Origin of the sequence: Bacillus sp. A260 (assembly GCF_009861435.1) — a bacterium.
Taxonomy (GTDB): domain Bacteria; phylum Bacillota; class Bacilli; order Bacillales; family Bacillaceae_G; genus Bacillus_A; species Bacillus_A cereus.
Genome location: NZ_CP046398.1, coordinates 3,879,663 through 3,903,498, shown reverse-complemented (window position 1 = coordinate 3,903,498; position 23,836 = coordinate 3,879,663). Strand labels below are relative to the sequence as shown.

The following is a 23,836-nucleotide window of genomic DNA, read 5'->3' as shown; positions in this document are numbered from 1 at the left end:
GTTTTTTGACCTCCTACATTGTTCTTACTACACTGTTATCATATGAAGTGGTGGGCATGATGACATAGGCATCGGTCTATTTTTAATTAAATTTCTTAAAAAGGTTGGATAGAACATGAGTATGCTCTATACTTATGTTGTTATAGAAAAAATGTGGTGGGATGCTTTGTGCAATATAATTTTAAAGTAGAGGCTTTTGAAGGGCCGTTAGATCTATTGTTACATTTAATACATCGTTATGAAATTGATATATATAATATTCCTGTAGCAGATATTACAGAGCAATATTTATCTTATGTGCATACGATGAAAGAACTTCAATTAGATGTTGCAAGTGAGTATTTAGTAATGGCTGCAACGTTATTACAAATTAAAAGTAAGATGTTGTTGCCGAAACATGAAGAAGATGTACTTGATAACGGTGATGATTTTATAGATGATCCTCGTCAAGAATTGATGGAGAGGTTAATTGAATATAAGAAATATAAGCAAGTTGCTACTGAGTTAAAAGAAAGAGAACAAGAAAGAGCACAGCTATATACACGTCCACCAATTGACTTTACATCGTTGCAACAAGAAGAGGAGACAAGCTTACCTCTTGATGTTACGTTATATGATATGCTAGCAGCATTTCAAAAATTAATGCGCCGTAAAAAGGCAAAAAAACCTGTAACAACACGTATTACTCGTCAAGAAATACCAATTGAACAGCGAATGACTGATATTTTAAAACAGTTAAAAATAAAGGGTGGTCGCCAAAGTTTTTATGATTTGTTTGTTGATGATGAACGTGAAATAATGGTTGTAACATTTTTAGCAGTTCTGGAACTTATGAAAAACCAACAAATCATAATTGAGCAAGAACATAATTTTGATGAAATTTTCGTATCAAGCTCTAATAAATCTGCATAGAGCCAGTATGTGAAAATGGGATAGCAACATTTTATCTCATGCTATGTTTTAATGTATCGTTTGGAACAAGAGAAAAAATATTGAACCGAACGCATTAATTGTGATTCGGTTTTTTGATGTGTATTTTTATGAGAAAATAGAAGGAAGGAGCTCGTGAAATGGATAGGAAAGAACAAAAGTCAATTATTGAAGGCCTTTTATTTGTTTCTGGTGATGAAGGGATTTATCCAGAACAAATAGCGAAAGTTCTTGAAATTGAAATGAATGAAGCAATTAATATTTTAGAAGAAATGCAACAAGAATGTGAAGGTGCAAACCGTGGTTTGCAAATTGTACAGTATGCAAAAGTATATCGTTTTGCTACAAAGAAAGAACATGCTTCATATTATCAAAAATTAATAGATACACCAACAGCTGCTTCACTCTCACAAGCTGCCCTCGAAACGTTAGCGATTGTTGCATATCGCCAACCAATCACAAGGACTGAAATGGAAGAGATTAGAGGAGTTAAAACTGATAAGGCGTTACAAACGTTGGTTTCACATTTACTTATAAAAGAAATGGGAAGAGCAGAAGGACCAGGGCGTCCTATTTTATACGGAACAACAAAAGAATTTTTAGACACATTTGGATTGAAAACATTAGATGATTTACCACCGCTTTCTGAAGAGAATGAACAAATGAATGAAGCAGATTTATTCTTCGGTTCTTTACAAGAGATATCGAAATAAAAGCTTAGCATTTTGCTAAGCTTTTTTTGTATATCAATTATTTACAGTGCCATACTAAATGAAAAAAGGAGACGAGTTATGAGAGGTATGCGGATTATTTTATTATTAGTTTCTGTTTTATTATGTTTTTCTTTAAATAGCGCATCAGCTAAAAGGTATATGATGTCCATTCATACTACGTCTCCTTTACATATGCATCGGCAACATCTTAGTAAAATGAAAGTGAGCTTTTTAAAAGTGGGGCAAGGTGACGCAACACTTATTATAATGCCAAATGGACAAACAATGTTAATTGATGGAGGACCTTATGAAGCAGGAGAGGTTATTATTCAGAAATTAATTGAGAAAGGGATTAATCATTTAGATGTAATTGTCAGTACGCATCCCGATATGGATCATATAGGGGGGTTAATTCCAATTGTAGAGCAAATGCCGGTATCGCTTATATTAGATAGCGGAAAAACATATAGTTCTCTTACTTATCATACGTATCGGAATAACATAAAAAAAAGAGGGATACCTTTCGTTTCAGTAAAGGAAGGACAATATATACCGCTGGATCCACATGTTTCTATACAAGTATTAAACAACGGGAAATCAAAAGATGAAAATAATGAATCCTCAATTGTTTTAAAGGTGCGATATGGAAAAGCGGATTTTTTATTAATGGGTGACGCGGATGTACGGACAGAACATGAAATATTAAAACAATTTGATGTCCATGCAGATGTGTTAAAAGTGGGGCATCATGGCTCATATACTTCAACAAGTGAAACGTTTATAAAAAAAGTGGAACCGCAGTTTGCTATTCTATCGTACGGGAGTAATAATCCGTATGGACATCCTCACCAAAGTGTAGTGAAACGCTTAAAAAGGCACGGTATAATGGTATATAGAACGAATAAACGTACAGTAGAAATGGAAACAGATGGTGAACATATTATGTTAGAATCTAGCGGATTAATGCCATTGTTGAAGTGATTTCTATATTAGGGGGCGATACTGTCCCTTTTTGGAAAAATGAATAATATATATTATAATTATAAGAGACGTAAGAAATTTCCTTTTCTGTTGAATAAAAAGGAAATTTCATTAGAATGTATAGACAACTACTCGTGCGTATATTAAGATGGAACTAGGCGAATAAGGTAATAATAACAAGTAGGTAATTCATGGGAAAGGATCGATGAAAATGAAAACGCAAATTGTCATCAATGCCAAAATTTACACAGGTCAAGAAATAGTGGAAAACGGATTTATTCGTTACGCAGAAACCATTAAAGAAATTGGTTTGATGGCTCAATATGTACCACAAGAAAGTGAAACTGTTTTTGATGCTACAGGGAAGATTATAATTCCAGGTATGATCGATGTTCATATTCATGGTGGATACGATATTGATGCGATGGATGCAAATAGCGATGGGTTAGTAACTCTAGGTAAAGAAATGTTAAAAGAAGGGGTTACAACTTACTTCCCAACAACAATGACACAAGCTCCAGAGGCAATTGAAGCAGCGTTAACTGCTGCGAAAGAAGCAAAAGAAAAAGGAGCGCATTTCGAATATATTCATTTAGAAGGACCTTATGTTTCAAAGAAACGTGCAGGTGCACAGCCACTTGAACATATCGTTCCTGCAAATATTGAGCAATTTAAACAATGGCAAGAAGCAAGTGGGAACTTAATTAAATTAGTAACATATGCACCAGAAGAAGAGGGAGCATTAGAGTTTGAACAATATCTTGCTGAAACTGGTGTAGTTGGCACAATGGGGCATACAGATGCAATTGATGCGCAACTAAAAAATAGAAAGATTACACATGCGACACATTTATACAATCAAATGCGTGGATTACATCACCGTGAACCAGGAGTTGTTGGTCATGTGTTATTAAATCCAGATGTAATGGTTGAAGTAATTACAGATGGTATTCATATTCACCCTGATATGGTGAAATTAGCATATAAGTTAAAAGGACCGAAAAAAGTAAGTGTTATTACTGACGCAATGCGTGCAAAAGGTCTTGAAGATGGATTATATGAGCTTGGCGGACAGCCAGTACATGTAAAAGATGGTAGTGCTCGATTAGAAGATGGAACGTTAGCTGGTAGTATTCTAAAAATGGATCAAGCTTTCCGAAATGTAATTGAATTTACAGGTTGTTCAATCGAAGATGCAGTACTTATGACATCAGTTAACCAAGCAGAAGAGTTTGGATTAAATAATAAAGGTGCATTAGCGGTAGGAAAAGATGCAGACTTTGTTGTGATGAATGAAGATTTACATGTATATGATACGGTTCGTTTAGGAATTCATATGAAGGAAGGGAAGTAATTAAATGAATATTCTTGTTGTAAAAACTCCAGAAGAATTAGCAGAAGCAGGTTATAAATTAATTGAAGAAGTTGTAAAAACAAAAGAAAATCCAACATTAGGAATGGCTACAGGAAGCTCTCCATTAGGTATTTATGCAGAAATGCGAAAAAATAAACTTGATACAAGCCGTGTAACCACTGTAAACTTAGATGAGTACGTAAATTTACCACATGAAGATAAAAACAGCTATCACTATTTCATGCAAGAACAGTTGTTTGATCATCTTCCATTTAAACAAACTTATGTACCAAACGGGATGGCAAGTGATTTAGAGGAAGAGTGCAAACGTTACGAGAGCATTCTAGCTGCTAACCCAGTTGACCTACAGATTCTTGGAATCGGTGAAAACGGTCACATCGGATTTAATGAGCCAGGAACACCGTTTAATTCTCCAACAAACATTGTTGAATTAACAGAATCTACACGCCAAGCAAACCTTCGATTCTTCGAAAAAGAAGAAGATGTGCCAACTCATGCGATTACAATGGGAATTGGAAGCATTATGAAAGCGAAACAAGTTCTACTTGTTGCTATGGGTTCTAAAAAGGCAGAAGCTGTTAAAGAATTATTGCAAGGTGAATATAGTGAAGAGTGTCCGGCTACAGTTTTACAACGTCATCCGAATGTAACCGTAATCGCTGATCAAGAAGCTCTATCTTTATGCAGTGAGGCGATTGCTGATGAACATCGACAAGTATTCACCATTTCCGATCTATTATCAGATTCAAGAGTGGGTGAAACAGCTAATTGAGGACGGCGAATGGAAGCCGGGAGATAAAATCCCATCTGAGAATGAACTTTGTGATAAGTTCGAAGTGAGTCGAATGACAATCAGACAGGCGATTAATAATTTAGTGGAACAAGGCTATTTATATCGGAAGCGTGGAATTGGAACATTTGTCCAACTTCCGAAAGTGGAACAAAAATTGCAAGGAATGACGGGATTCACAGAAGACATGATTTCTCGTGGGATGAACCCAAGTAGTCAATTACTTAGTTTCCGCCTAGTTCCAGCTACTGCTAAAATAGCAGACCGGTTGAGAATACAGGAGGGGGAATCGGTTTATGAAGTGAGGCGTATTCGCTTAGCTGATGATGAACCGATTGCTTTTGAGACGACATATTTGTCGCCAGCTCTTGTAAAAGATATTAACGAAGAGATATTGCAACAATCTTTATATGAACATTTAGAGAAAAAACTGGGCTTTAAACTTGTTAGCGCTACTCAGTCAATTGAAGCTTCCGTTGCGACGGAAAATGAAGCTGAACATCTGCATATTCCTAAAAAGGCGCCTGTACTTGTAATGCGTCAATGGTCATATTCAGAAGGTGAGATACCGCTAGAGTACGTGAAATGTATTTATCGTGGAGATCGTTATAAATTTATTACGAATATCGCACGTAACAAATAGTATATTTCAGTTTGTGAAGTACAGTGGAATTGAAAATGGTTAACATGTAAAGAAATAAAAATACGACTCATCCTTATAAGGAATGAGTCGTATTTTTATTATGAGCAATTACGTGGTTAACAGCATCTTTGACGTGATTTACTACATAGTGAGCGTGTTTTTTTACTGCATCATCTGCTTGCGACATAGCAAAACTGTGAGGAGTTAAAGAAAACATAGGAATGTCATTATAAGAATCCCCTATACAAGCAATTTCCTCAGGTTTTATTTGAAACTCATTTAATAAAACAGAAATGGCAGAGCCTTTACTAACATTCGGTGGCATTACATCTAAACATTGTTCTGCTGAGATGAAAGTACTAACTTTCCCGTGGAATTTTTCATCAATTTTTTTCTGAAGGAGTTGTAAGCTCTCCTTTGTTCCACCGACAGAAATTTTATTTGGGAAAATTGTATCATCAATCTTCTGTAGTAAGTTTGGTTCTTCAACAGAAGTCATAGTTACTTGTTGTTCAAGTTCTTGAATGAAAGGTGTTTTCTCTTCAATGTAATAATTATGCTCATCACTTACATAACGGAAATAAGGCTCTTCATTCGTCATAGCTAACAAATCGGGAAGTATGCTGGAATCAAAAGTTGCAGATAATAGTTGTTTATTTTCATGTGTATATACAAAAACACCATTTACACTAATGCGATGAAAATTTGTATTTACAGCTTTCATTAAGTCTGCAATTTCATTATCAAGTCTTCCGGAAGCGAAGCAAAGAATAACATTTTGCTCGGCAAGGCTGCGCAGTGCCGCAACATCTTGTTCGTCAATAAGACCTCCGTGTTGCATCATTGTACCATCGATATCACTTACAAACATTTTAATCATGCTGTTATCTCCTTTCTATGTACAGTTGCTCTTACATTATACGCATCATATATAAACATGTCTAAAAAATGAATTTTTATTAAATGGCAGATGTTTTACATTGACGACAAAGAAGAATATTCTGTAACATAAAAGTAGGCTATTTAAGTACGAGGGTGGTGTTATATGAGTAATTATCTAGAAATTAAAAAAGTTTTAAATAATAATGTCATCATTGCTAGCCATCCGGAACACGAGGAAGTAGTAGTGATTGGTAAAGGAATTGGATTTGGGAAAAAAGCGAAAGATGTATTGGAGCAAGAACAAATCGAAAAGATGTTTGTCTTAAAAAATGAACGTGATCGTGAACAATACAAATTATTAGTGCCGCATATTAGTGAAAAATTAATTGAATTGATGAACGATATTATGCTGTACATTCAAGGGAAAGCGAAATCGCCACTAAATGAACATATTCATATTGCGTTAACAGATCATATTTCATTTGCGATTAAAAGGTTAAAACAAGGACTTACAATTGATAACCCTTTTTTAGTTGAAACAAAAATGCTCTATCCAAAGGAATATGAAATTGCGGAAGGTGTTGTAGAACTTTTAAATTCTCGTTTGCAAATTACATTGCCAGAAGGAGAAATTGGTTTTATTGCACTTCACATTTACAGTTCGCTTACAAATTCTGATTTATCTTCAGTTAATCAAAACTCCCGTCTCATTGCACAACTTGTATCTTTAATTGAGACAAACTTACAAATTACATTAGATCAAGAGAGCATTCATTATTTACGTCTTATTCGTCATCTTCAATATGCTATTGAGAGGGTGAAAAAAGGAGAAAAAGTAGAGGAATCGCAAAGTTTTGCTGATTTATTAAAGGCGGAGTATCCAGCTTGCTATAACTTGGCTTGGAAGCTAGTTAAGGTCATGCAAAAAGAGTTGCAACTACCTGTATATGAAGCTGAAAGTATTTATTTAACGATGCACTTGCAACGCTTAGTAAAGGCAGAGCATGTGTAAAAAGCCATATATTTTTGTCTAAAATGAAAACGTTAAAAAAAATGATTGAATCGCTTACAATAGTTATGTATAATAACTATTGCAAAGTTATACAAATTTCGACAAACACATTAAGGTGAGTAACGAAAACGTTTGCCTTAATTATAGTGAACTTATACGTAAACCTATTTTTGACACGTGTTACTGATTCGATCAGGCATGAGTGGAGAAAAGTAAGGAATGTAAGCTAGAGAAAGGGATATACTACCCTTTGTATAGCTATCGTTCTATCTTTTTTTCCTCATGTCTTTTTGGCGTTTGTCGGAAGGTATCAATATAGATAAGAGAGGAAGGGTTTCCATGTTTAAGAAGATCTTTGGTGTTCTTCAAAAAGTCGGAAAAGCGTTAATGCTTCCAGTAGCGATTTTACCGGCGGCAGGTATTTTACTTGGATTTGGTAATGCATTTCAAAATCCACAGTTAACAAATGTTATTCCTGCTTTAAAAGCAGATTGGTTCGTAATGGTTGCAAAAATTATGGAACAATCTGGTGATATTATTTTCGCTAACCTTGCATTATTATTCGCAGTTGGGGTAGCAATTGGTTTAGCTGGTGGAGATGGAGTAGCTGGTTTAGCAGCATTCGTCGGCTACTTAATTATGAACAAAACGATGAGTGTGTTCTTAGAAGTAGATAAGCTAGTGAAAGTAACAAGTTCTGGAGCAGACCCAGTAAAAATTGGATTTGCAGATCCAGCGTATGCAAACGTATTAGGTATTCCAACGCTACAAACAGGGGTATTTGGTGGTATTATCGTCGGTATAGTAGCGGCATATTGCTATAATAAATACTTCAATATTGAATTACCATCATACTTAGGTTTCTTTGCAGGTAAGCGTTTCGTACCGATTGCAACTGCAACATTCTCTTTAATAGTAGGTATTATCATGTGCTTCGTTTGGCCATACATTCAAGGTGGCTTAAACACGTTCTCACATCAAATGATTGATGCAAATAGAACAATTGCAGCATTTATATTCGGTTTAATTGAACGTTCATTAATTCCATTTGGATTACATCACATTTTCTATTCACCGTTCTGGTTCGAATTCGGTCAGTATACAAATGCAGCTGGCGAATTAATCCGTGGTGACCAAAAAATCTTTATGGCACAGTTAAAAGACGGTGTAGAATTAACAGCAGGGACATTTACAACTGGTAAGTATCCGTTCATGATGTTCGGTCTTCCAGCAGCAGCTTTAGCAATGTACCATGAAGCACGTCCAGAAAATAAAAAATTAGCAGCAGGTATTTTAGGTTCTGCAGCATTAACATCTTTCTTAACAGGTATTACAGAGCCACTTGAATTTTCATTCTTATTCGTAGCGCCAGTATTATTCGGAATTCACGCTGTATTTGCTGGTCTATCATTTATGACAATGCAAATTTTAGGTGTTAAAATTGGTATGACATTCTCTGGTGGTTTAATTGACTTCCTATTATTCGGTGTACTACCAGGCCGTACAGCATGGTGGTGGGTAATTATTGTTGGTCTTGTACTAGCAGTTATTTACTACTTCGGATTCCGCTTTGCAATTCGTAAATGGAATCTAAAAACACCTGGTCGTGAAGTAGCAAGTGCAAATGACGGCGCAGGAAAAGCAGAAGCAGGCGAACTTCCTCGTGAAGTATTAGTAGCACTTGGTGGTAAAGAAAACATTGCTTCTTTAGATGCTTGTATTACTCGTTTACGTGTTCAAGTTAACGAACAAAAGAATGTAAACAAAGACCGCTTAAAAGAACTTGGAGCAGCTGGTGTACTTGAAGTTGGAAATAACATTCAAGCTATTTTCGGACCGAAATCTGACACATTAAAATCACAAATTCATGATATTATGTCAGGTCGTACACCTCATGTTGAAAAAGAAGAACCTGTAAAAGTGGAAGAAACTCCTCAAAAAGTTGATGAAAATGAAACAATTGTATCACCAATCGAAGGAAAAATCTTACCAATTACAGAAGTACCTGACCAAGTATTCTCAGGAAAAATGATGGGAGACGGATTTGCAATTGAGCCAACTGAAGGAACAGTAGTTTCTCCAGTGAACGGTGAGATTGTCAATGTATTCCCTACAAAACATGCGATTGGTATTCAATCTGAAGGCGGAAAAGAAATTTTAATTCACTTCGGTATTGATACTGTAAAATTAAATGGTGAAGGTTTTGAAGCGCTTGTAGCACAAGGCGACAAGGTGAAACAAGGCCAACCATTATTAAAAGTAGATCTTGCATTTGTAAAAGAAAATGCACCATCTATCATTACACCAATTGTCTTTACAAACTTACAACAAGGGCAACAAGTCGAATTGAAAAAAGATGGAAATGTTAAGAAGGGCGAAACCGCTATTATTGACATTCAGTAGGAATTTGACGCAAAATGTTTATAATTATAATAGGCGATGTGGTTGACCGAACATCGCCTATTATATACAATAGATGATGTAGTACTCACGTCTATACAACTAAAAAATACTGTAATTTAAAGGAGATAAATTATCATGGAAAAAATCTTTAAAGTAACTAGCGACTCAGGAATTCATGCTCGTCCAGCAACTCTACTTGTAAACACTGCAAGCAAATTCGGTTCTGACATTAACTTAGAGTATAACGGAAAGAACGTTAACTTAAAATCAATCATGGGCGTTATGTCTTTAGGCATTCAACAAAACGCAGAAATTAAAATCACTGCAAATGGTGATGATGCAGCTCAAGCACTAGCAGCTATCGAAGAAACTATGAAAAACGAAGGATTAGGAGAATAATGACTCTTAACATTCAAGGGATCGCTGCATCAAGTGGGATTGCTATTGCAAAGGCTTTCAGACTTGAAAATCCTGAATTTAACATCGAAAAGAAATCAATTACAAACGAAGCTGTAGAAATTGCACGCTTAGACGCTGCGCTTGAGAAAGCAAAAACTGAATTAGAAGCTATTAAGGACCACGCATTTGCTGAGCTAGGTGCTGACAAAGCTGCGATCTTTGAAGCACATTTATTAGTGTTAAATGATCCAGAACTAGTAAACCCAGTAAAAGATAAAGTAAATAGCGAAAAAGTAAATGCTGAATTTGCAATGGATGAAGTTGCATCAATGTTTATTTCTATGTTTGAAAACATGGATAACGAATATATGAAAGAACGTGCTGCGGACATTCGTGACGTAACAAAACGCGTTCTTGCACATTTACTAGGAATTAACTTCTCAAATCCTGGTACAATTTCTGAAGAGGTAATCATCATTGCTGAAGATTTAACACCATCTGATACAGCTCAGTTAAACCGTAAGTATGCAAAAGGTTTCACTACTGATATCGGTGGACGTACATCTCACTCAGCAATTATGGCTCGTTCTATGGAAATTCCAGCTGTTGTTGGTACAAAAGTTGTTATGGAGAAAATCCAAAATGGCGATATCGTTATCATTGACGGTTTAGATGGAGAAGTAATTGTAAACCCATCAGAAGAAACACTTCGTTCGTTTGAAGAAAAGAAAGCGAAATTTGAAGAGCAAAAAGCTGAATGGGCTAAATTAAAAGACCAAGCTACTGTAACAAGTGACGGACATCACGTTGAGCTTGTTGCAAATATCGGAACACCAAATGATGTACAAGGTATTATCGATAATGGCGGAGAAGGCGTTGGCTTATACCGTACAGAATTCTTATACATGGGCCGTGACAATCTTCCAACAGAAGAAGAGCAGTTCGAAGCGTATAAAGCAGTTCTTGAAGGTGTAAAAGAAGGTCAACCAGTCGTTGTTCGTACACTTGATATCGGTGGAGATAAAGAGCTTCCATACTTACATTTACCAAAAGAAATGAACCCATTCTTAGGATATCGTGCAATTCGCTTATGTCTTGATGAGCAAGATGTGTTCCGTACACAACTTCGTGCATTACTTCGTGCTAGCGTATACGGTAACTTAAAAATTATGTTCCCAATGATTGCAACTCTTGATGAGTTCCGTCAAGCGAAAGCAATTTTATTAGAAGAGAAAGCGAAACTTGTAGAAGCGGGTACAACTGTTTCTGATTCTATTGAAGTTGGTATGATGGTTGAAATCCCAGCTTCAGCAGTATTAGCAGATCAATTCGCGAAAGAAGTTGACTTCTTCTCTATCGGAACAAATGATTTAATCCAATACACAATGGCTGCAGACCGTATGAACGAACAAGTATCATACTTATACCAACCATATAACCCATCTATTTTACGTCTTGTAAAAATGGTTATCGATGCTGCTCATAAAGAAGGAAAATGGGCTGGTATGTGTGGTGAGATGGCGGGCGATTCACTTGCTATCCCATTACTATTAGGATTAGGGTTAGATGAGTTCAGTATGAGTGCAACATCTATTCTTCCTGCAAGAACACAGCTAAGCAAGTTGTCAAAAGCAGAAATGGAAACATTAGCAGAAAAAGCATTAATGATGTCAACTGCTGAAGAAGTTGTTGAACTAGTTAAAAGCATCTAATTAATAAAAAAACCTGAGTCGATTTGAAATCGGTCTCAGGTTTTTTCTATGAGAAAAGTAAATCTTATTTGCTTACTATCGAGGATAAGAGACAGAATTAGATAGCGATTGCAACGATATCAGTTGGGCATACACGTAAAATACCAGTAAAAGTATTTCGATTTTGATTGTTCTTATCGTCTTTATTGTTATCTTTGTTGTCTTTGTCATTACGAGCTAAAGCAGAGAAAAGAGCAACACCGTTAGCGAAACCTTCAAAAATTACATTGTTGAAAGTACCATTACCTCTAATGCTTAAAAGAGAAAGTTCTGTTCCAACTGAAATGCTAGCAAGTACGTTACATACAGCTGGTTGTTGTGGTCTAACCTCTCTCTCTCTCTCTTTCTCGCGATGGTCGCGCTCTCTTTCATGATGATGACATTCTCTAAAGTTATCACAGCATCCAAATGATCCAAACATAATCCTCATCACCCCCTTCACACTTATAATCTATGTAAGTTCGGTAGTTAGTGACTGGACAGAGAGTGGAATTTTTTCTAGGGGATTTTCTCATTTTAAATGACTAGCTGGGTGTTTAGTATGGAATGATGTTTAAAATAGGTGGAATATAACAAAAAAATGTAAAAACCACCGAAATAAATGAAATGGGTAGCCTTTACACTTTTTTACTTTTATATAAAACGATGATATATACAGGAAGAGCTAGGAGTAGTGGTACAATGGATCGTGCAGTATGTTTTTCTGATTCTAATTGGAATGCTTCTTCTTTTGGAAATTGTAAAATGGAGATGTTTGCGGCATCACCAATAAAATATAGAAGCAGTACAGTTACTATGTAACATAAAAGTGCGATAAAGCTTCCGTATGAACTCAATGAAAATCCCTCTCTTGTTATCTATTTGTTATCATTGTATCACAATTGTAACAAAAATACACGGGTATATTTCAACGCCTTAACAAAATTCGACATGAAACGTCACGTTTATTTATGAGAAGGGAATAGAATATACTTTTCCATAAGTATAAATGTCGAATGATTTGTAGTAATATTACAAAAGTATGACAGGGAATAAAAAAACGAAGGCAATGTAGTTGCCTTCGTTTTTTATTATTTTGCCCACTCGCTTACTTGCTCTACGCTCATGCGAGGTGCAGGGTGGCCTTTTAAAGTTGATTCACCAATTGTAATAAGCATAATTGGAACGTAACGAGATGAAACGTTAAATTCGTCTGTCAGTGCTTGTGGATTGAAGCCACCAATAGCACAAGTATCCCAACCAGTTGCTTTAGCTGCAAGCATAAGTTGCATTGCTGCTAAAGATGCATTTGAAAAGGCAGCATCTCTTGGGAATTGTTCACGAGCATATGCAGATTCAATATTTTTAGCTAAGCGTTCTTTTGCTTCTTCTTTCATAAATCCTTGTTCTACAATTGGACCATATACTGGCTCAACATTTTTATAAGCTTCTAAATCACCTAAAATAGCGACTACTGCAGAAGCATCAAGAATTTGTTGTTGGTTATAAGCTATTGGGTGTAATCGTTTTTGTACATCTTCACCTTGAAAAACAAGGAATTTCCAGTGTTGTAAGTTCCAAGCGGAAGGTGCTTGTGCTGCTGCTTTTAAAATCTCATGTAATTCTGTAGATGAGATTTCTTTATTTGGGTTGAATGCACGTGTAGATGTGCGTTCATATAGAACGTTAAAAAAGTTGTCGTTTGTCATAATATATCCTCCAAATTGTATATAAAATTATCGGGAAAACGCAATGTATATTACTTACATTTTGTAAGTTATCGAATTTAAGAATATAATATCTTTATTTTAATTGTCAAGTTTTAAGAAATAAGCTAGGGCATTCATACAAACGATATAATTCCTATAATCATACACTAAAAAAGGAATTTATAGAGTGAAAAGGGAAGATAACATTCTCAATTAGCTTGTTAATATGTATTTCTCACAAATTAAAGTTTATTGGAGAACAGTCTTTTAAAAATGTTTGTGAGGAATTCAGTAGAACAAGATATATGAAGTGAGTGAAGACTAGTGATGAACATACTACATTTTTTATTAGAGAATACGGTTTTCCAAAATGTGTTACAAGATCTGCAGTTAAATGTCCTTTATATAGAAAATGGATGTAAACATCAACAAACGATAGAAAATATCCATCCAAAATGTATGTTTATAGCAAATAGTTTTGAAGAGGGCGAACTATTATTTCAAAGAACGAAACCGCACATTATAATTATGTATGTAACAGATTATTCTCAAATAAAATATATAAAGAATATGTATACCTCGCAAAGTACATTCATTGTCATTTGGGATCAACAAATAACAAAGGAATTTACAGATGTACTTGCATTAGGAATACGTAATATTGTAATAGCCCCTGTAACTCCGCAAGCAGTGTTAGAAGAAGTGAATAAGAGTTTGTATCAACTTTCTTTAGTAAGGCAAGTTAGTTTACAACAGGAACTGCTTCAAACGATGTTTGATTTTCAAAATGATTTATTATTTATAGTAGAAGATGATGAAATTGTTGATTGTAATACAAATTTTTTAACGTTTTTCGGATATGAAAATTTGTTTGCCTATCGCGAGCAACATTTAGTATTTGCTGAACATTTTATTAGAGAAAATGGATACTACTCGACGACGCATGATATAACATGGCTAGACGATACTTTATCAAGCGGTAGAAGAATTAAGATGTCAAATTATGAAGGGGCAGTATCTACTTTTCTATTACGTGCGACACCATTGCCAGAAGATTTATCAAGATTTATTGTAAAGTGCACGGAAATTACAGAATTAGATGAAATCTATCAAGAACAAGAAAGACTTGCTATGATAGATTCATTGACAGAGATTTATAATCGTTTAAAGTTTCAACAAATACTAGAGGTAGAATGGGAAAAGGTAATACGTAATGATGAGAAAATAGCAATTATTTTATTTGATATAGATAATTTTAAAACAGTTAATGACACATATGGTCATGATTTTGGCGATTTGGCATTAATACAACTTGCAGAGCTTATGAAATCTAAAGTGGAGCAGCAACATGTATTTGCAAGATGGGGAGGGGAAGAATTCATTATATTAGTGACAAATACAGTAGAAAAGGAAGCATTTCAAGTTGCGGAATCATTACGATTCTTCATTGAAACAAAGCAATTCACTGGAATTTCGAAGTTAACAGCTAGCTTTGGGGTTGCGTTATATGAACAAGGAACTACAAGAGAAGAATTAATGCAACGAGCGGATATTGCATTATATGAAGCGAAAAAAAATGGAAAGAATCAAGTATGTGTGTATAGAAAAGAAAAAATGTGATTTTTCGCAACAAATTGTTGCGATTTTTTTTTATTGTTTGATAATAGAATAGGGGGACAATTTTTAGCGAAGGAATTATGGAGGATCAATATGATAAAAAAAGTAATGGTGGTGGCTTCACTGTCTGCTATAGTTGGCGGCGGAGTATACTATTTTCTTGTTAGCCCCAATATAAAGGAAAACACTGTATTAACAACTAAAGTGAATCCTACTATTGAATCGGAAGTACAAGGGAATATAGAAGAAAAAGAAGAGCAACAAATTGATTATGCTAGCATATCTCAAAAATTAGATCAATATTTAGTCGGAAAGCAATTCAATGGAACAGTTTTGGTAACAGATAAAGAGCATGTTATATTGAATAAAGGATATGGGTATGCTGATGTTCAAAATAAAATAGAAAATACGCCTCAAACAAAATATCGTATCGGTTCTATTACGAAAACAGTCGTTGCCACATCTATTTTACAGCTGCAAGAACAAGGGAAATTGAATATTCAAGATAATGTAAATAAATATATTCCTTCATTTCCGGAGAATAAAAATATTACGCTATATCATTTATTAACGCATACCTCTGGTTTACCTGAACACGCAAAAGGCAATATTAATGCGGCTTCCCGCTTACAATTAATTAATTGGATTGGACGTCAAAATTTAGAATTTCCTGCAGGAACAGGTTGGAGATATACAGATTATAATTATATGGTGCTTGCTTATATAATAGAACATATATCGAAAAAACCTTTAGGAGATTACATAAAAGAAAACATATTTGTAAAAGCAGATATGCATGAATCCGGTATGGGAAATATGGTACCTGGAGATAAAAATTTTACAAAGGGTTATGTGAAAAAAGATCAAGAGCTTGTACCAGCGCAGAAGTTAGGCATGGATTGGCTATATGGTTGTGGTGAGATGTATACGACAGTTGGAGATATGAAGAAATTAGACGAAGCAATTATAAATGGAAAACTTCTTTCTGAACAAAGTATACAAGCAATGTTTTCACCTTCAGCAGAACGGAAATATGCATTTAGTTTTTATATATATCCAGATTATTTTCATAATCATGGTGTATTATCTGGTTGGAACACTTTCAATAATTTTAATAAAGAAAAAGGAACTTTTGTTATTTTATTTTCAAATGTGAAAAATAGTATGGATGATGACTTTAATAAAGAGTTCCGAAAGATGGTAAATGATTTATTAGAACAAAGGGGATGAGAAAATGGAACATAAAACTTTATCAATAGGTTTCATTGGTATTGGCGTAATGGGAAAAAGTATGGTTTATCACTTAATGCAAGATGGTCATAAAGTATATGTATATAATAGAACGAAAGCAAAAACAGATTCTTTAGTGCAAGATGGTGCAAATTGGTGTAATACGCCAAAAGAGTTAGTAAAGCAAGTTGATATTGTAATGACAATGGTTGGATATCCACATGATGTAGAAGAAGTGTATTTTGGTATAGAAGGAATTATAGAACATGCAAAAGAAGGTACGATAGCAATTGACTTTACGACATCTACACCTACTTTAGCAAAACGGATTAATGAAGTTGCAAAAAGCAAAAATATATATACGTTAGATGCACCTGTCTCAGGAGGAGATGTTGGTGCGAAAGAAGCAAAACTCGCAATTATGGTAGGTGGGGAGAAAGAAATATATGATAGATGCTTACCTTTACTTGAAAAGTTAGGAACAAACATTCAATTACAAGGACCAGCTGGGAGTGGACAACATACAAAAATGTGCAATCAAATTGCGATTGCTTCCAATATGATTGGAGTATGTGAAGCTGTTGCTTACGCGAAGAAGGCTGGACTGAATCCAGATAAAGTGTTAGAGAGTATTTCAACAGGGGCAGCAGGTAGCTGGTCATTAAGTAATTTAGCTCCTCGAATGTTAAAAGGAGACTTTGAGCCAGGATTTTATGTAAAGCATTTTATGAAAGATATGAAAATTGCTTTAGAGGAAGCAGAAAAATTACAATTACCAGTCCCAGGCTTAAGTTTGGCGAAAGAATTGTATGAAGAGTTAATTAAGGATGGCGAAGAAAATAGTGGAACACAAGTACTATATAAAAAATATATAAGGGGGTAAACGAGGTGGACCTTCAAAAGTTTGATGAGATGATTGATACTGTACAGCGAGCTACTTGTATGCAAATTAATGAAAAACAAAAAGAAGCTTTTAAACAAAAATATGATTTTGAACCAGAATTTGAATATGGAAGAGATGAGAAGGGACATTATGTAATTCGAACCTCAAAAAAGATGTTAGAAGAAATGGAGTTTTATTTGGCATTGAAATATGATCGTGATGGAGTGGATCTTTATATGCAAGCTGAGATTGATGGTATATTTCATGTATCTGTTAGCTATGGTGAAGATGCCCTACATCTACAAGAATTGTTTCAATTTCTAGAAGAAAATAAATAAAAGTCCTCATTTGAGGACTTTTATTTATTTAGTCATCTTTAATTTTTATAATTATAAGTTAGAAGCGCGTCGGCATCGTTCAACCGGGAACGGGATAATTTGTGCGATGTGATTAGGACCAAATTGTTTTGTACGAGCATGGCGTATTATATAAAAAGCACACAGAATTGAAACAGGAATAGCGCCGAATAAACCAAATAATAAAGCGCTTACACAAGATGCGACAAATCCTAAAACACCAATTTCTAACTCTTCCATAATAGCTCCTAAAATAACAGGAAATGCTCCACATGTAACTCCAAGTATAAGTGCGATAAGTAAGCTCATGATTATCCCCCTCTGTTTGCGATATTATTTTCCTTCTAAGTTAATTGTAGTATATCACATATAAAACAGAATTTTCAGAAAAAATTCAATAAATGTTCAAAAAATGTTCGAAAAATGCACTTGAAAAATTAAGGTGTAAATTTGTGATGAAATGGTACTTTCAAGTAAATAAAAAATCAGACTTATTTCAAAATGAAATAAGCCTGTTCCATAGGAGGATGTATATATGTAGAGTGAATAAAAGTTTGGAAAAGGGGGTCCAAGTCCTTTTATTCAACTAACTACCTTAATAGATTGGAACCCAGCCTTCAGTTGTCACAAAAATACGAATAGCTACAACTTGGCGATCATCTTGCAAGGTAAAATAATGTCTTGCATTTTCAGGAACAGATATTAAATCGCCTGGCTCAAGTTCAACATCAAAGAATTTCCCATCTTTACCTTCAATAGCGAAAATGCCGTGACCACTGACGATAAAGCGAACTTCGTCATCTGTATGATGGTGTTCCTTTTGGAAATTAATTAATAATTCGTCAAGGTTAGGTGTGCTACTTGAAAGTGAGATTACATCATGTGCTTTATAACCTCGACGTGCTGAAACATCAGCGATTTCTTTTGAAAAAATAGCTAATATTTCAGCTTTGTTTTCATCTGTTAACGAATAATTTTCATTTAAATGGGTAGGAAGTTTAGAAATATTCCATTTCTCATATAAAACGCCTTCCTCTTGTAGAAATTTAGATACTTCCACTTCATTTTCAATACGAGTATTTACTTCATGAATACGAATTTGCGCCATTAGAAACGCCTCCTTGAATTGATAATAGTTTTATATGAAATTGGAATAAAAACTCATAAGCTTCTAATCTCTTCTTTGCATCAAAGCTATCTCGGCCCCATACGGTAATACCGTGGTTACGGATTAATACTGCACCCGAATCTCCTTGTATATGCTTTCGGAAGTTTTCTCCAAGTGTTGGGATATGGGCATGGTTTTCGATAATAGGAATGTGAATGGTTGCACCTTCTTCCCAAATATCGAGAGCTTTAATAATTTCTTGATTTTGAAGGGTGACTGCATCACTATATAAATTTGTGATGACATTATTATCGGTTGTATGAACATGAAGTACGCAACCGGCATTCGTATTGTTATAAATGTGTGTATGCAATATTGTTTCTGCTGAAGGGCGTAATTCAGTCTCTAAAACGGGAACTCCTACATGATCTACTAATAGAAAATCATCTGGAGTGGTTTTTGTTTTATCTTTACCGCTTGCCGTAATAAGAAAAGTAAGTGGTTCATGACTAACCTTTATAGAAATATTACCACTTGTTGCTGGGAACCAATTTCGTGTTGTTAACTCTTTTTTTATCTCGCTTAAGTCATACCATTGACGAAAAAGTTGTTTCATGCCTTCACCTCCAACAAAAGTTTTAATTCAGCTTGCACATCTTGAAATGTTTCAAACGGTGTATAAGCAATATGATTTTCTTCACACTTTGTAATAAGAAAATCGCGAGCGAATACTTTATCAGCTTGTTTCGCGGCTTGTAAATCAGTAATAGAATCTCCAATTACAATATGAAAGTCATCTGTATCACTTAATTTACGGATTAATGATGATTTACATAATCCGCAATGATTTTGACAATGATCATCACAAGAATGAGGCCATTTAACTGTAATAAACTCTGCTGAAAAGTCTGTTTCATTACAATAAATTTGCTCTTTTGGAATGATTCCTTGTAAGAGTGGATAGACGAAGAAATCCATTCCACCTGATATCACGTAAAAAGAAATGTTATTTTCCTTTACGAATTGTATAAACTCATGAAAACCACTACGGATTTCAGCAGTTGCTATTAAAAATTGAATAATATCATCGTGCAGATTAGTAGGTATTAATTGAAATAATTGAGAAACACCTTCTTGAATGGATAGTTCTTGTGATAAAATTTTATTCTTTACTTCTTCGGCTTCTGGTGGTGCGAATTTTTCCATAATGGACATAATGTTATCATTATTTGTAATCGTGCCATCGAAATCACAAAATACTTGAATACTCATAATTTCACCTCATAAGAGGGATTTCCCCATATTTGTAGTGCACTATGCAAATTTATGTCGTCTACTTCATGGAGTGGTTTATTTTGCAAAGTAGCATCAATTGCAGTACGGAAAGCTTTACCGCCGCCTTGCGCTCCATTTGGATGTCCGTGTATCCCGCCGCCAGCATTAATAACAACATCTTTACCGAAATCTCGTACAATAAAGGGAACGAAACCAGGATGAATACCAGCAGACGGAACAGAAAAGCTCTTCTTGAAAGATGCATCGTCTTCAGTTAAATATTTTGAGATAGCAAGAGCCTCCTCTTTTTCTAGCGCAACACTTCCGTATGGAGATGGGAATAATGAAAAGTCAGCCCCAGCATAACGTAGTAGCTTTCCAAGTAATAATGGAGATGAAACTCCATATAACTTGGATGCTGAATAAGCACCACTTACAGCAGGATGTGCCATAATAGGAACTGGGATTTCATCATCTTCTGCAAGTGATTGTAGTACATCTAGTCCGTAAGCAAATACGTTCAATAATAGAATATCAGCTCCAGCTTGCACTGCACGTTTAGCATTTTCTTTTAAATCAAAAGTTCGTCCTGTTAAATTTACGGCATATAACGTTTTATGTCCGTATGTTTCATATACGGATTGTAAAACTTCTTTTCCAGATACAATGCGTTTCGTAAGTGGTGTTAATGCATTTTCAAATAATATTTCATCATCTTTTACTATATCTACACCACCAATTGCTTGATCGCGTAATTGCGTTTTTAAATACCCAATGTTTCGTCCAATCATTCCTTTAAAAATACTCATTAAAAGGGGACGATCATGCACTTGTAAAAGATTTCGAATACCATCTATCCCGAATTTTGGACCAGGAAAATGTTTTTTTAACTCGTCTGAAAAAGTTAAGTCAATTAATTTTACTTCGCCATCAAGTGATAGCTTTCCAAATGTAGTCGTTAAAATCGCTGGTAAATCTGGACTGAAGTTTAATAGCGGATATTCGATTTTAATAATTCCGCGTTTTACTTTTTTACGTAAATACGAATTGGTATGTTCATGTTCAGCTAATTCCTCAACATGAATGACGTTGCCTTTATGCTGCTTTAATTGTTCTTGCAATAAGTGTGGCAAATGAGTCCAAGAGCCAATTGTTAAACCGAGTGCAATTTGCTCAGCTTTTTTTTCTAAGTTATGTGAATCATCATGGATTAAATACGTCGCTATAATTCCGCTCATTGTTATAACCTCCTAGTTAAATAAAAAAACCTCTCAGCTAAGGAGAGGTTTTTTTACAACCAGCTCCTTATCTGTCAGCGTAATGCTGCGAGAATTAGCACCGTGTCTACAATTGTAGATCGGTTGCCGGGTTTCGTCGGGCTCGTCCCTCCACCTGCTCTTGATAAGAAGTATTTAGAAATGTTTAAATTTTTAAGATAACTGAATTTTGTCAGATATTTTTCGTGTTGTCAATTACTTTTTGAAAAAATTTAATTTATCAATTCGATTAATGGCTTCTCGTAATCTATCTTCTGTATGTAAGAGACCAACACGGACATACCCTTCGCCATGCTCACCAAATCCAACACCAGGAGCAACTGCGACATGTGCTTTTTCTAGTAAAATATTAGAAAATTGCTCAGAGGTATATCCTTTTGGAACGGGAAGCCATGCAAAGAATGATCCTGTTGGAATGTCTACATTCCAACCAATTGAGTGACAGGCTGAAATAAGAGCGTTTCTTCGAGATTCGTAACTATTTACAAGGTCTATTACACAAGACTGTGAACTTAATAGCGCTTCTCGAGCAGCATCTTGAACTGCACCGAATATACTAACATACATATGATCTTGTAATAGGTTAATTGTTTCAATCACACTTTCATTCCCTACAGCAAAAGCGATGCGCCAGCCAGCCATATTGAAAGTTTTTGATAATGTGTAAATTTCAATTCCTATATTTTTCGCACCATCTGCTTGCAAGAAACTAACAGGTTTTTGACCATCAAATCCGATAGCGCCATAAGCAAAATCGTGAACAACTAATATATTATGTTTATTAGCAAAGTGAATGGTTGCATCAAAAAAATCTTTTGATGCAGTAGCACCGGTAGGATTATTTGGATAGTTTAAAAACATTAATTTTGCACGCTCTGCAATAGAGTCATCAATGTTCGTATAATCTGGTAAAAAGTTATTTTCTGCAATAAGTGGCATTCTTTCAAAGTGTGCTTTTGCTAAAGCAACCCCGGATAAATAATCTGGATAACCTGGATCCGGAACGAGAATCGTATCACCAGGATTTGTAAAACAAATCGGTAATTCTACTAGTCCAGCCTTCCCACCAAACAAAATAGCAACTTCAGTTTTTGGGTTTAATTCGACGCCATATTCACGTTTATAGAATGTAGCCACGGCTTCCTTTAAGCTTTCATGTCCGCGAAATGGCGGATATTTATGATGAATGGTCTTTTCGGCAGCATCTTGTAAAGCTTTTACGATATGCTGCGGTGTTGGTTGATCTGGATTACCTTGACCTAGATTAATAACATCGTGACCAGCTGCAACGACTTTGTTAACTTTTGCAACAAGTGAAGCGAAAAATTGTGTTGGCAATGATGTTACTATCTCAGAAGGTTGAAATAATTTCATACTTTCCACCTCTTTTGAAAGTTGTTACAATTCTAGTGACAAATGATATAATCTTTCCAGTATTTTGTAAAGAGAAAAATAAGAATGGGGCTGAAAAAATGAAAGTCGCATGTATTCAAATGGATATTGTTTTTGGAGATGTAGAAAAAAATATTGAGAATGCTAAAAATAAAATAAGTGAAGCTATGAAGGAAAGGCCAGATGTTATCGTCTTACCAGAACTATGGACAACAGGATATGATTTAACGAGACTTTCTGAAATTGCAGATAGGGATGGAGTGGAAACGAAAGAAAAGTTAATAGAATGGGCGAAGCGATATGATGTACATATTGTTGGTGGGTCCATAGCAAAGCAAACAGAGCAAGGCGTTACAAATACGATGTATGTTGTAAATAATGAAGGACAGTTAGTCAACGAATATAGTAAAGTACATTTATTTCAGCTTATGGATGAACATAAATATTTAATAGCTGGTAATGGTACGGGCGAATTTAAGCTAGATGCTGTTGAATGCGCTGGAACAATTTGTTATGATATTCGTTTTCCAGAGTGGATGCGTGTTCATACTGCTAAAGGGGCAAAAGTATTATTTGTTGTAGCTGAATGGCCATTAGTTCGTTTAGCACATTGGCGTTTGCTATTGCAAGCAAGAGCAGTTGAAAATCAGTGTTATGTTGTTGCGTGTAATAGAGCAGGGAAGGATCCGAATAATGTGTTTGCAGGTCATTCTTTAATTGTGGATCCTTGGGGTGAAGTTGTAGTAGAGGCGAATGAAGAGGAATCAATTTTATTTGGAGAGCTTGAATTCGAGAAAATTAAAGAAGTACGTAAAGGAATTCCAGTTTTTGCGGATCGCCGTCCAGAATTATACAAATAAAATGTTGACAAGTGATTTTTATTCTTGGTATAGTCTTCAACATAAAGTTAAAAATTCAAAAAATTATACAACTCTTATCAAGAGCAGGTGGAGGGATTTGGCCCGATGAAGCCCAGCAACCGACCGTAATACCATTGTGAAATGGGGCGTTTATTACGCCAAAAGGCACGGTGCTAATTCCAGCAGAAAGTAAAACTTTCTGGCAGATAAGAGGGGAGAAGATAAACTTCAAACCTCTTTCTTAGTGGAAAGAGGTTTTTCTATGTTAGAA

General features: G+C 35.1%; 25 protein-coding genes and 2 riboswitches. Of the genes, 15 read left to right on the top strand and 10 right to left on the bottom strand.

Annotated features, from left to right (window positions below):
• The first annotated feature begins 168 nt into the window (after positions 1–168).
• The 6 genes from scpA to GD442_RS19540 all read left to right on the top strand — a co-directional run bounded on the left by scpA (position 169) and on the right by GD442_RS19540 (position 5,432).
• Positions 169–912: a segregation/condensation protein A gene (gene scpA / locus GD442_RS19565; protein ID WP_001199753.1), complete on the top strand. Its 744-nt coding sequence runs from the start codon at positions 169–171 to the stop codon at positions 910–912.
• A 158-nt stretch (positions 913–1,070) separates the two neighbouring features.
• A complete protein-coding gene (gene scpB / locus GD442_RS19560) occupies positions 1,071–1,643 on the top strand; it encodes a segregation/condensation protein ScpB (RefSeq protein WP_000375168.1) in 573 nt (190 codons plus the stop codon).
• A gap of 78 nt (positions 1,644–1,721) precedes the next feature.
• Positions 1,722–2,624: a ComEC/Rec2 family competence protein gene (locus tag GD442_RS19555; RefSeq protein WP_001214826.1), complete on the top strand. Its 903-nt coding sequence runs from the start codon at positions 1,722–1,724 to the stop codon at positions 2,622–2,624.
• 211 nt (positions 2,625–2,835) lie between these two features.
• Positions 2,836–3,978 (top strand): N-acetylglucosamine-6-phosphate deacetylase, encoded by a 1,143-nt coding sequence (gene nagA, locus GD442_RS19550; protein WP_002164437.1) that lies wholly within the window; start codon positions 2,836–2,838, stop codon positions 3,976–3,978.
• A 4-nt stretch (positions 3,979–3,982) separates the two neighbouring features.
• Positions 3,983–4,771, top strand: a complete 789-nt coding sequence (nagB, locus tag GD442_RS19545) for a glucosamine-6-phosphate deaminase (protein ID WP_001024210.1) — start codon at positions 3,983–3,985, stop codon at positions 4,769–4,771.
• Positions 4,701–5,432, top strand: coding sequence for a GntR family transcriptional regulator (locus tag GD442_RS19540; protein WP_014894892.1), 732 nt, complete (start codon positions 4,701–4,703; stop codon positions 5,430–5,432). The genes nagB and GD442_RS19540 overlap by 71 nt, the downstream gene beginning before the upstream one ends.
• 73 nt (positions 5,433–5,505) lie before the next feature.
• Here GD442_RS19540 and GD442_RS19535 read toward each other — a convergent pair whose 3' ends face one another.
• The gene (locus GD442_RS19535; RefSeq protein ID WP_000594247.1) at positions 5,506–6,312 is read right to left on the bottom strand and encodes a Cof-type HAD-IIB family hydrolase; all 807 of its coding nucleotides are present in this window, start codon (positions 6,310–6,312) and stop codon (positions 5,506–5,508) included.
• 165 nt (positions 6,313–6,477) lie between these two features.
• On the opposite strand from GD442_RS19535, the gene glcT reads away from it, so the two are divergent.
• From glcT to ptsP, 4 genes are all read left to right on the top strand, one after another.
• Positions 6,478–7,326 (top strand): glucose PTS transporter transcription antiterminator GlcT, encoded by an 849-nt coding sequence (glcT, locus tag GD442_RS19530; RefSeq protein WP_000073860.1) that lies wholly within the window; start codon positions 6,478–6,480, stop codon positions 7,324–7,326.
• A gap of 339 nt (positions 7,327–7,665) precedes the next feature.
• Positions 7,666–9,729 (top strand): PTS glucose transporter subunit IIABC, encoded by a 2,064-nt coding sequence (gene ptsG, locus GD442_RS19525; RefSeq protein WP_000473180.1) that lies wholly within the window; start codon positions 7,666–7,668, stop codon positions 9,727–9,729.
• A gap of 135 nt (positions 9,730–9,864) precedes the next feature.
• Positions 9,865–10,128 (top strand): phosphocarrier protein HPr, encoded by a 264-nt coding sequence (gene ptsH, locus GD442_RS19520; RefSeq protein ID WP_000411080.1) that lies wholly within the window; start codon positions 9,865–9,867, stop codon positions 10,126–10,128.
• On the top strand, positions 10,128–11,840 hold the full coding sequence (gene ptsP / locus GD442_RS19515) for a phosphoenolpyruvate--protein phosphotransferase (protein WP_069358197.1): 1,713 nt from the start codon (positions 10,128–10,130) through the stop codon (positions 11,838–11,840). The genes ptsH and ptsP overlap by 1 nt, the downstream gene beginning before the upstream one ends.
• A 97-nt stretch (positions 11,841–11,937) precedes the next feature.
• On the opposite strand, the gene GD442_RS19510 is transcribed toward ptsP, so the two are convergent.
• The 3 genes from GD442_RS19510 to GD442_RS19500 all read right to left on the bottom strand — a co-directional run bounded on the left by GD442_RS19510 (position 11,938) and on the right by GD442_RS19500 (position 13,567).
• Positions 11,938–12,300 carry a DUF3915 domain-containing protein gene (locus GD442_RS19510; protein ID WP_000468041.1) on the bottom strand — a complete coding sequence of 121 codons (363 nt, stop codon included), beginning with the start codon at positions 12,298–12,300 and terminating at the stop codon, positions 11,938–11,940.
• A 196-nt stretch (positions 12,301–12,496) separates the two neighbouring features.
• The gene (locus tag GD442_RS19505) at positions 12,497–12,715 is read right to left on the bottom strand and encodes a hypothetical protein (protein ID WP_000100485.1); all 219 of its coding nucleotides are present in this window, start codon (positions 12,713–12,715) and stop codon (positions 12,497–12,499) included.
• 234 nt (positions 12,716–12,949) lie between these two features.
• Entirely contained in the window at positions 12,950–13,567 is a 618-nt protein-coding gene (locus tag GD442_RS19500; protein WP_000180387.1) for a nitroreductase family protein, read from the bottom strand.
• A gap of 327 nt (positions 13,568–13,894) precedes the next feature.
• On the opposite strand from GD442_RS19500, the gene GD442_RS19495 reads away from it, so the two are divergent.
• The 4 genes from GD442_RS19495 (at position 13,895) to GD442_RS19480 (ending at position 17,635) form a co-directional block, all read left to right on the top strand.
• Positions 13,895–15,187 (top strand): GGDEF domain-containing protein, encoded by a 1,293-nt coding sequence (locus GD442_RS19495; protein WP_001023185.1) that lies wholly within the window; start codon positions 13,895–13,897, stop codon positions 15,185–15,187.
• 90 nt (positions 15,188–15,277) lie between these two features.
• On the top strand, positions 15,278–16,414 hold the full coding sequence (locus GD442_RS19490; RefSeq protein ID WP_000592910.1) for a serine hydrolase: 1,137 nt from the start codon (positions 15,278–15,280) through the stop codon (positions 16,412–16,414).
• 4 nt (positions 16,415–16,418) lie between these two features.
• Complete coding sequence (locus GD442_RS19485; RefSeq protein ID WP_000400431.1) at positions 16,419–17,297, top strand: NAD(P)-dependent oxidoreductase; 879 nt, start codon at positions 16,419–16,421, stop codon at positions 17,295–17,297.
• 5 nt (positions 17,298–17,302) lie between these two features.
• Positions 17,303–17,635 carry a DUF3909 family protein gene (locus GD442_RS19480; protein WP_000365619.1) on the top strand — a complete coding sequence of 111 codons (333 nt, stop codon included), beginning with the start codon at positions 17,303–17,305 and terminating at the stop codon, positions 17,633–17,635.
• A gap of 51 nt (positions 17,636–17,686) precedes the next feature.
• Here GD442_RS19480 and GD442_RS19475 read toward each other — a convergent pair whose 3' ends face one another.
• From GD442_RS19475 to GD442_RS19450, 6 genes are all read right to left on the bottom strand, one after another.
• A complete protein-coding gene (locus tag GD442_RS19475; RefSeq protein ID WP_000054659.1) occupies positions 17,687–17,962 on the bottom strand; it encodes a hypothetical protein in 276 nt (91 codons plus the stop codon).
• A gap of 286 nt (positions 17,963–18,248) precedes the next feature.
• Positions 18,249–18,761: a 1,2-dihydroxy-3-keto-5-methylthiopentene dioxygenase gene (locus GD442_RS19470; protein ID WP_000057314.1), complete on the bottom strand. Its 513-nt coding sequence runs from the start codon at positions 18,759–18,761 to the stop codon at positions 18,249–18,251.
• The gene (locus GD442_RS19465; protein WP_000811341.1) at positions 18,739–19,377 is read right to left on the bottom strand and encodes a methylthioribulose 1-phosphate dehydratase; all 639 of its coding nucleotides are present in this window, start codon (positions 19,375–19,377) and stop codon (positions 18,739–18,741) included. Before GD442_RS19465 ends, GD442_RS19470 begins: the two co-directional genes overlap by 23 nt.
• Positions 19,374–20,033, bottom strand: a complete 660-nt coding sequence (locus tag GD442_RS19460) for a 2-hydroxy-3-keto-5-methylthiopentenyl-1-phosphate phosphatase (RefSeq protein ID WP_000027459.1) — start codon at positions 20,031–20,033, stop codon at positions 19,374–19,376. Before GD442_RS19460 ends, GD442_RS19465 begins: the two co-directional genes overlap by 4 nt.
• Positions 20,030–21,274: a 2,3-diketo-5-methylthiopentyl-1-phosphate enolase gene (gene mtnW, locus GD442_RS19455; protein ID WP_000014186.1), complete on the bottom strand. Its 1,245-nt coding sequence runs from the start codon at positions 21,272–21,274 to the stop codon at positions 20,030–20,032. The genes GD442_RS19460 and mtnW overlap by 4 nt, the downstream gene beginning before the upstream one ends.
• Positions 21,275–21,338: 64 nt before the next feature.
• A riboswitch (SAM riboswitch) is annotated at positions 21,339–21,444 on the bottom strand.
• Positions 21,445–21,508: 64 nt separating this feature from the next.
• Positions 21,509–22,687 (bottom strand): pyridoxal phosphate-dependent aminotransferase, encoded by a 1,179-nt coding sequence (locus tag GD442_RS19450; protein ID WP_086400821.1) that lies wholly within the window; start codon positions 22,685–22,687, stop codon positions 21,509–21,511.
• A 14-nt stretch (positions 22,688–22,701) separates the two neighbouring features.
• Between GD442_RS19450 and GD442_RS19445 the strand changes: the two genes are divergently transcribed.
• Entirely contained in the window at positions 22,702–23,565 is an 864-nt protein-coding gene (locus tag GD442_RS19445; RefSeq protein WP_137396677.1) for a carbon-nitrogen family hydrolase, read from the top strand.
• 71 nt (positions 23,566–23,636) lie between these two features.
• Positions 23,637–23,778: riboswitch (SAM riboswitch) on the top strand.
• Positions 23,779–23,836: the final 58 nt, after the last annotated feature.